The organism is Brasilonema octagenarum UFV-OR1, assembly GCF_963888615.1.
In the GTDB taxonomy this organism is placed as follows: domain Bacteria; phylum Cyanobacteriota; class Cyanobacteriia; order Cyanobacteriales; family Nostocaceae; genus Brasilonema; species Brasilonema sennae.
This window is the reverse complement of the sequence record NZ_CAWPKW010000275.1, coordinates 34,351-42,524: the sequence shown is the minus strand read 5'-3', so window position 1 is coordinate 42,524 and position 8,174 is coordinate 34,351. Positions and strand designations below refer to the sequence as shown.

The following is an 8,174-nucleotide window of genomic DNA, read 5'->3' as shown; positions in this document are numbered from 1 at the left end:
GCCGGGGGGATACTCCCCCCGGCGAGCTTTGCCCCTTAGGGGCTAGCTATCGCTTCGGAGGAGGTCGCCCTGGAGGTCGCTGCGGACTATGGTTAGGTTAAACTTACAGCGTCAGCACCAGACGCGAAACACGACAACACCGTGGCGATAGGCATGATTGCGTCTGCCCTTTGGGCAATCCCAACAGTACCCATACCTGAAGTCAAGGCTTGGGCTTTGAAATCGTCATTATTCGGTACTTGGTCCAGTCCACTAGTAATAAAGTCACAGCAAATATGGAAAATAGTAATGGTACCCAAGGTTACGTGTCGGGTTAAAATTCACATTGATTTGTTAGAAACAGTTGTGTGTATCTACCAGCTTTCGCTGTTAGCAAGGATTGAAAGTATCCCTGCTAGCAACGGAAGCTTTTTGTTCTTGCAGTGTCAATCACGGTTAAGTTTTTGAGTAGGTTAAGTCCATCCGTGATCAAGTCACACCAAGCTAAGAAAGCTAGAAAAAGTTTGAACGCTCAAAAAACCAGATACCATACAAATTGCGTTGAGAGCTTGTGGAAGTTCATCTATCATGAGGTAGAGTTCCAATCCTACCTAAAAGGAAACTACTGCAAAAGCAAGCGTCAAACGTATAGTAGGTGTAACTGTAATTGTCAACATGAAATTCCAAGTGTTCCTAGCCTCTTTATTTTCCAACGTCAAAGGACGCCATTGGTGGCTTGGTATCCTGATATGGATAGCTATGGTTGCCCCATCTCAAGCATCGTCAGTAATCCTGCGTGTGGCAATTCAAAGGGACGTCAATCAGGTGAAAGTTGGTAGTTCTACCACTGCGGTGATCAAGGATAGTAGTGGTCGTACTCTAGGAGAGTTACCGGCAATGAGTCCTTACTCTGTTCAAGCGGTTCCTGGTGGAATTGCTTTGGATAAGTGGCGATCTAATCTGTTTTGGGTTGAGCCAACAGGTAAGGGATTCGTTTATATTGGCGATCGCTGGTATCGTGGCAGAACTCTTGTTGTTCCTTCACAAAAAGGTTTATCTGTTGTTAACTGGGTTGCTTTGGACGAATATCTCTACAGCGTTATCGGTGGCGAAATGGACCCCCGGTGGCCCAGTGAAGCTTTGAAAGCTCAGGCGATCGCCGCCCGTACATATGCTCTTTACGAGCGTGAGAAACAGCGCAATAATCCCCTTTATGATTTGGGTGCTTCACCAGATCGTTGGCAAATTTACAAAGGCGTCAGCAGTGAATCTCCTACTACCTACGCTGCAGTTGATGCTACAGCTGGCGAAGTACTGACTTACAAAAATAGAGTTATTCTCTCTGTCTTCCACGCATGTTCTGGCGGACACACTGAAAACTCGGAAGATGTTTGGGGAAGTGCTCAACCATACCTGCGTGCTGTTCCAGATTTTGACCAAAATATCAGAGAATGTAACTGGAGCAGAACTTTTTCCCCGGCAGAAATTAGCACCGCAGTTCCAGAAGTTGGAAATGTCAAGCAAATTATTTCTGGAAGTACATCGCCTTTCGGAAGCGTGAAAGCTTTGAAAATAGTTGGTGACAAGGGTGAGAAAGTGCTAACAGGTGAGGATGTGCGTACAGTTCTTAAGCTAAAAAGCACCCGCTTTACCGTCAGCAATGCGAATGGAAGCTTTACATTAACAGGGCTTGGCTATGGTCATGCTTTAGGCATGAGTCAGTGGGGGGCTTATAATCTAGCATCGCGTGGATACAACCACCTGCAAATTTTGAATTATTATTACAAAGGTGTTGCTTTAGCACCTATTCGGGTTAAGTAGATGAGGAGGAGGATGAAGGGGTATTTTCTCCCCTACTCCCCTTCGGGTTCGCAGTCGCCTGCGGAGGGAAACCCTCCCGCAGCGCTGTCTCACCTGCTCCCGACTCCCGACTCCCTACTCCTCACTTTCTTGCTGCAAGCGTTTTTGCCATTCAGCGTCAGTTTTTTGAGAACGTTCAACCTCCTGTTCTAATAAGTCAGTTTCAGTAGAGTAGACCAAATCTTCATCACCAAGGACTTTTTCTGCTGCAAACTGCTGAGCATAAGCTATTTTATGCTGCAACGCAGAGTCTGGATCTGTTAGTTGTCTGGCGCGGGACAGGCGATCGCCGTTACGTTCAGCAATTTTACTATTGCGCCACTGAATCCAAAAATACCGTATTAACGGAACAACCAAAAAACCTGTTCCGTAAGCCAATAATAACCAATAAATTCCATGCGCAAAAGCAACGAGCCCACCTATTTGAGCAGCTACTGCACCATCTCTCAACAAACTTCCTAGCACTAATGCGCCAACAAAATTTGCAACACCCAATCCTGCACTCAGCATAATTTGTCCGGAACTTGCTGCACTAAAGCGCCAAGGAAATTCTTCCAAATAAGCTGACATAGACCGACGACGCTTTTTTTTGGCTGCACTCACCTGCAACTCTGGAAAGTCATAAACAATCTCTCCTTCGGGACTAACTTTGGGTTGTCCATTGAAGCGAGTGAGAACAGGTAGCATATAGTCTTCGTACTCTTTTGCAGAACCCTCTCCTATATCATCAAGATACGGTGCAATTTGTTCTGCAGCGATCGCACCTCGGTTATGACGAATCACCGTAGCAATTTCTTTCCACCGGCGTTCTTCTAATTTAGTATTGGGGTTACCATCGCCAAACAAAAACGAAAATACGGCTTCAAAGAAATTGAGATTGCTTTTCTCGCGGCGTCTTTCCCTCTGACGGGCGTCGTAATCTGGACTGAGATACCAAAAGAAATCTGGGAAGTAGAAGAAGCCACCACTAAAATCGCCTCCTCTATTGTCGCTATCACGGTCTGAGTTAAGCGCCGAGATTATTAAAATGATGCTAATAGTTATTAAAACGATGGAAACAATTAAGAAAATCCCAAAGGATATCCGAATTAGGTAAAATAGAATACCCCAAACTTTTTTCCACCATTCCTGCAATTGTAATTGCAAAGACTTATTCCGTAATATTGACCGGAAGTCTTTTGGAAATAAATAAATAATGTCACCCGTATCACTCACTTGCATATGTCCGCCAGCATCAGACGCAAGAGCTAATAACCCTTGACTTGCCTGAGCGACATTTAGTCCAGCCTGAGTTGCCACATCTCCAACAGTGACGCGGTAACCCAATTGTTCCACAGCTTGCATGATGGTGGGATTTGGAGCCATTGCTCTTCCCTCATAGCGAAAAAACTCTTCTTCCAGTATAAAGTTTCATTTTTCAGAACTTGGAAAGATCGTACCAGAGACGATAAAGAAAAACCTTTATATCGCTCTATTAATTTTTCTTACTTGAGGAAAATTATCCCGATCCTGTTCAAGAAACAACTATTGTTGCACACTGGATCATTTAATGGTCTTAAAGCTTGATTTCGCGTTAAGATTATTACCCTGGCTTGGTTTACTTGCAAATTTTCTGCCTAATTATGGTTAAGTACACTCTTGCTCAAAGTCCAGAAATTATCTTCGAAGTTCCTGGTAAAGATTCAGCCAAAGCCCGCGACAAAGCGATGGATCAGTTAATGAAACGGATGGATGAAGGGGAATTACCTACGGAACTCGAAGATGGATTTGGTCCTAAACAACTCATTGAAGTCAAAGAAACACCAACAGATACTGCTGGCGATGAAGACGCTATTACACAGGCTGTCCAAGTTTTGAGCAACTTAGCTACGCTCAAGTTGAAAGTGCAGGAATCACGCACTGAAGCTATGGAAGTTCGTAAGGCAGTTGACGTTTTATTTTCAGATAATACTGTAACTGAGGAGGAAATTACTCGCCTGAAAGAAGGTTTTAAAATTCTCAAAAATTATGCTCAAGCTAATCTGCGTTATCAAGAAGCAAGAGCAAAAGCAGAACAAGCTCGACAAGTTCTAGATGAGGCTTTGAAATCTCCCGAGAAATAGTTGAGTCTTGACTGAAGTTGATGAAAACATAGCCGTTATTCCTCAGAATCACGGCTGACTTCGGTTAAGTATATGTTTTACTTAGTGACAAAATTTGACTTGCTACTGAACTCGGGGCTAACTGTTTTTTGTCTGCGTTTGAGCATTGCTGCTGCACCCAAAGCACTAAGCCCCAACAAACCGAAGACTGTTGAAGATTCAGGGACAGATTTAGCCCTAATAGCCGCTAGCACTGTTTCTGCTACGAGCTTATGAGCATTTGTAGTGGGATGAACTTCATCAAAAAACAAATAATCATTTGGGTTATTACAGGTTTTCAATAATTGGTTGTTGCTGATGTCATAGACTACGCAAGAAGTGTTAACATCTTTGAACCCAAATTCCCCTGGATTGGCGATTACCCTATTAAACAGAGAATTAATATCAACAGGGATAAGATTGACACTAGGATTGTTGTTATTCAATTGACCCAAAGCTGATGCCAATGCTGCATTGTGAGCATTTGTTAAAGTTGTTAAATTGCTAGTATTTCCAGTTCTGAGTGCAATTGGAGTTTTGCCTAAATCTGGCAAATTGAAGACCAAAATATTTTTGGCACCAGCTTGGGCAAGTGCTCCTACTGCATTTGATAAATTACTAACTGTTTGATTAGGATTAGGATTCTGACCAAACAAGTAATCATTTGCACCTCCCCATACAGCATAGAGTGCATTGGGATCTACCTTCTGGTTATTTGCTAAAAAGGTGTCAACTTGCTTGAGAACTCCTGGTGCGCCTGGAACGAAAGCATTGTCTTGACCAGAGAGAGAACCTACGAAGGCAAAGTTAATACCTTGAGTGGGAGTTTTAGTACTTAGATTAGTAAATAATGTAGGAGTTAATCCGATATCTTGTCCAAGATAGTCCACCCAAATCTTATTATTGGAAAACCGTCCTTGAAAGTAAGGTGGATCTGGGGGAATGGGGCCTGTAGGTGAGTTTTGCCCAGAAACAGTGAACACATTACCAGTATCTGACAGGCTGTCACCAAATACGTTAAATTGACTAAAACCTGCAGCCGAAGCTTTTAGCGGTAAACTCAAAGATAAAAAGACAAATCCAGCAGTTACGAGTTCTTTTTTCATGCCGACTCTACCCCTTATATTTTTCATAAACTATTAAGGTTTCTGATATTAATATACCCTTTGTTCAACTCTAGCTTTGTGTGTATTTATTGAAGAGTTTTTTTTTACTAGAGTTTATTTAAATGCTTTGGTGAGCAATGTACTAAACTTGAATTATAAAGGCATCATAAGACAATTACTGTTATGTAACTTTACCTGTTCTTTATAATTATCAGAAAGTAAGTAAATAAAGTTTAACTTATCCCATGGCTTGAAGCTGTAAGATTTCCAGTCATTAGTTTTTTAGTACATTTTTACACTAAAGGAAGCAGGAAAGCCCAATCGCAAGGCTGGCAAGTCCACACGATAATCGAAGATTATCGTGTGGGAGGATGTAAGGTAGATTATCCTATCTTTTGTTATTGTCTTGTGTTAACAACATTCCAAATTTAATCCCAGCGATTGCCAATCAAATTTCTCAGTTTTTCGACATAAGTATCACTCAGAGAACCCGTCATCTTATTTTTTAGTCTCCTGGTATGAAACACATACCTGCGAGGAATGCCTAAGTTGATGAAAATCATACCTAACTTAAAATCCAACCACATGAGTATCAAAATATTTTATCAATAAGTTTTAGATTCTGAAAGATAAGAAAAGCCCATTGAGTAGCAGATTCCAGTATATATACTTAAATTAGACGTAAGCTTGCCGCTTAAACCCTTATACATATGGTATTTCAGGAATTAATCTATAAACTCACCAGCAGTTTGTTCTAAAGATTTTTTACCAAAATCAGAAAAATCTAACATATTTACTGGAAAAAAATGCTAAGATACTTGCAACATAAAATCAATAAGCTAGCATACGAACAATTAATACCCCAAATCATTAAGTCGCACCAAAGCCTAAGGTCGGTTAGTTTGTCTTGCTTAATATTTTCACTCTTCTCATTGGTGTAAAAAATATCTTTTACGTAAGAGTTTTTCACTCTGATCCCTATCGTTGAAAGTCATTAGCTGCGGGTTATGAAAAGGGTATAGGGGTGTAAAAAAGCAGGAGATTTATTGGCTTTACACTCTTACACCCACTCCCCGAAGCAGGCTTGGTCATTGTTTGTAATATTTTTGAGGATGAATAATGCTAGCTATATTTTTTATCTGCCTTTGGGTTTCCATGGTAATCGGATTTGCTTGTAGTGTTGTTCTAGCTTTCAAACAAGGCGCTGCTCAAGTAAAAAGAATGCATCAAATTCCTTGCGATCGCTGTGATTTCTTTACGAATGATTACCGTCTTAAGTGTACAGTAAACCCTATGATTGCTTGCTCGGAAGAAGCGATAACTTGTCGAGATTTTGAACCAAAAACTGCTTACTCTAATGCTGCTCGGAAATGCCAGCGAAAGAAATGTGATGGCATTTCACTCAATTAGTGGCTCTTGCCAGGTTTTGGTGATGATTTTGGCAAGGTGTTTAACGTAAAGGGCCGAAGAAGGATGATGACGCATTGTCTAATCGCAAAGCTTAAGAGCGTTTTGCACCCATAAAATCTAGATTAAGTAACAAAATCCAAATTAATGTAACGAAATTTTGAGTTTAGATTGTGCAAATCCTCTCAACCTGCATAATGAAATTTATCGCTATTAAATCTCATTAGATAATTTTATTTTCTTGATGTCTGATATCTAAATACTTGATGTCTGATATCTAAATATCTGGGAGAAAGCGAGTGACACCAGTGAGAACACACGATCCTTTAAGAGACGGAACCAGTTAGAAAAAGCAACGGTTGGTCATTCCAATCGGCTGTTTTTGATGCTCATCAAAAAGGAATACTGCATGACCGTTTCAATTTTTTGGAAGCCTGTGTTTCGGACTCTGGGCTGGTCTTCTGATGAAAAAGCCGAGGGGGAATCGGGCGCACCGCTATTAGCTGGTAACGCTCGGTTTATTAATCTTTCTGGGCGATTATTGGGGGCACATGTCGCCCATGCTGGGCTAATTGTGTTGTGGGCAGGTGCGATGACTCTGTTTGAGATTTCGCGCTTTGACCCGGCTATTCCCATGTACGAGCAGGGTTTGATTCTACTACCACATCTTGCAACGCTGGGTTTTGGGGTGGGTGACGGCGGTCAAATCGTGGATATTTATCCCTACTACGTTATTGGAATGCTGCACCTTATCAGTTCAGCCGTTTTAGGTGCAGGGGGAATTTATCATGCCGTATTAGGACCGGAAGTTCTGGATGAGAAAGGGTTTGGCTATAACTGGCAAAACGGCAACAAGATGACCAGTATATTAGGAATTCATCTCATCATGCTGGGTCTTGGAGCATTGCTGCTGGTCTTGAAAGCCACGCGTTTCGGAGGAATATATGATCCTCTAGCAGAGCAGGTACGCCTGATTCAGCCTAATTTAGACCCAACTCGAATATTTGGTTATTTATTTGGGTTCAGTCCGAATGGCTGGACGATAACTGGCATGGCTAGCGTAGATAATTTAGAAGATGTCATTGGGGGACATGTATGGGTTAGCGTTCTTTGCATAGCTGGCGGAATCTTTCACATCGTCTCACAGCCTCTTGATTGGGCAAAACGAGCTTTGGTGTGGTCGGGTGAAGCTTATCTTTCGTATAGTTTAGGAGCTTTGGCGATCGCTGGTTTTAGTGTTGCTTGTTTTGTCTCAGTAAACGAGATTGCTTACCCAAGCGTGTTTTATGGACCTATTAATGGCGGATCTGTGTCAGTGCGTGCAGCTTTGTCGAGCGTTCATGCTGCTTTCGGATTTCTCGCATTAGTCGGTCATATCTGGCACGCTTATCGAGCACGTAAAGCAGCTCATGGTATTTACTTCAATACTTTCTTTGACTTCATCGCCAAGGATGTGAGACCTGCTGTTATGACAAGTGTTGTCAATCCGACTGCCTGAGTTGGGAGTCTATAAATTCCACCCCATAACCTCATTCAAACAGTGAACGGTTAACAGTCAACAGTTAACAGAGTCAGCGATTTCTTGACCCTAGCCCCGGAGGGGGCGCTACGCAAACGACAAAGCTCAGGGCAAGCCCCCCTGATAACTGGTAACTGATAACTGATAACTGATATTGTGGTCGGTCTCATATGCGTATGGCAA

At 42.0% G+C, this 8,174-nt stretch carries 5 protein-coding genes and 1 pseudogene; 4 read left to right on the top strand and 2 right to left on the bottom strand.

Features of this window, described 5'->3' with window-relative positions; genetic code table 11:
• The first annotated feature begins 654 nt into the window (after window positions 1-654).
• Window positions 655-1,800: a SpoIID/LytB domain-containing protein gene (locus AC5590_RS23400; protein WP_169265795.1), complete on the top strand. Its 1,146-nt coding sequence runs from the start codon at window positions 655-657 to the stop codon at window positions 1,798-1,800.
• A gap of 114 nt (window positions 1,801-1,914) precedes the next feature.
• Here the strand turns inward: AC5590_RS23400 and AC5590_RS23395 are convergent, their stop codons facing one another.
• Window positions 1,915-3,204 (bottom strand): hypothetical protein, encoded by a 1,290-nt coding sequence (locus AC5590_RS23395; RefSeq protein ID WP_169265794.1) that lies wholly within the window; start codon window positions 3,202-3,204, stop codon window positions 1,915-1,917.
• A 257-nt stretch (window positions 3,205-3,461) separates the two neighbouring features.
• Here AC5590_RS23395 and AC5590_RS23390 point away from each other — a divergent pair, with 257 nt between their 5' ends.
• Entirely contained in the window at window positions 3,462-3,941 is a 480-nt protein-coding gene (locus AC5590_RS23390) for a hypothetical protein (RefSeq protein ID WP_169265793.1), read from the top strand.
• A gap of 77 nt (window positions 3,942-4,018) precedes the next feature.
• Here the strand turns inward: AC5590_RS23390 and AC5590_RS23385 are convergent, their stop codons facing one another.
• The gene (locus AC5590_RS23385) at window positions 4,019-5,065 is read right to left on the bottom strand and encodes an SGNH/GDSL hydrolase family protein (protein ID WP_169265792.1); all 1,047 of its coding nucleotides are present in this window, start codon (window positions 5,063-5,065) and stop codon (window positions 4,019-4,021) included.
• A gap of 1,119 nt (window positions 5,066-6,184) precedes the next feature.
• Between AC5590_RS23385 and AC5590_RS23380 the strand changes: the two genes are divergently transcribed.
• Together AC5590_RS23380 and AC5590_RS23375 are read left to right on the top strand one after the other, a co-directional pair.
• Window positions 6,185-6,475, top strand: a complete 291-nt coding sequence (locus tag AC5590_RS23380) for a hypothetical protein (RefSeq protein WP_169265791.1) — start codon at window positions 6,185-6,187, stop codon at window positions 6,473-6,475.
• A 382-nt stretch (window positions 6,476-6,857) separates the two neighbouring features.
• A pseudogene (locus AC5590_RS23375) lies at window positions 6,858-7,895 on the top strand (chlorophyll a/b binding light-harvesting protein); the annotation flags it as partial.
• Window positions 7,896-8,174 lie beyond the last annotated feature (279 nt).